Genomic DNA, 692 nt, shown 5'->3' on the forward strand with positions numbered 1-692 from the left:
TAGGTCGTGTTGATCTTATGTTAGGATAGAGAGAATAGTTTATAGAGGAAAGAGGATGAAGTTGGTTTTTTTAGATGAAAACAAATGGCAGAAGATATTGGCTTTTTTACAGACAGAAGAGAGAGTTAACATTGGGAAAGAAGCAAACTGCAAACAGTTTATTGAAGCAGTTCTTTGGATAGCCCGTTCCGGTGCTCCTTGGCGCTACCTCCCAGAAGGATATGGCAAATGGTACACCATCTATCAAAGATTCCACCGGTGGAGTCGTTTTGGAGTGTGGGAACGGATGTTCAAGTATTTTATTGACGACCCTGATTTAGAGCATCTCATTATTGATTCAACCATGGTTCGAGCGCACTCCTGTGCTGCCGGAAAAAAGGGGAGCAAGCTTTGGGGAGAAGCCGAGGGGGATACAGCACCAAGATTCATGTGAGTGTAGATGGGTTGGGAAATCCGCTGGAATTGAGAATAACTGGCGGAGAAAAGAGCGATATTACTCAAGGGGAAGAATTGATAGAGGGCTGGCAGAGAAAGGATACCAAAGTAATTGGGGATAAAGGATATGATGCGGATAAGTTGATTGAGAAGATAGGGGAAGCTCAAGCGGTTATTCCGCCTAAAAGGAATAGAAAGACGCAGCGGCATTATGACAAGCATCTGTATAAAGAGAGGCATTTAATCGAATGCTTTTT

1 pseudogene is annotated in these 692 nt (G+C 43.2%); it reads left to right on the top strand.

Annotation, left to right across the window (positions count from 1 at the left end):
- Nucleotides 1–55 precede the first annotated feature (55 nt).
- Nucleotides 56–692 (top strand): annotated as a pseudogene (locus NW815_RS06540) (IS5-like element ISSoc13 family transposase); the annotation flags it as partial.

Origin of the sequence: Synechococcus sp. R6-7, assembly GCF_047461695.1 — a bacterium.
Lineage (GTDB): Bacteria > Cyanobacteriota > Cyanobacteriia > Thermostichales > Thermostichaceae > Thermostichus.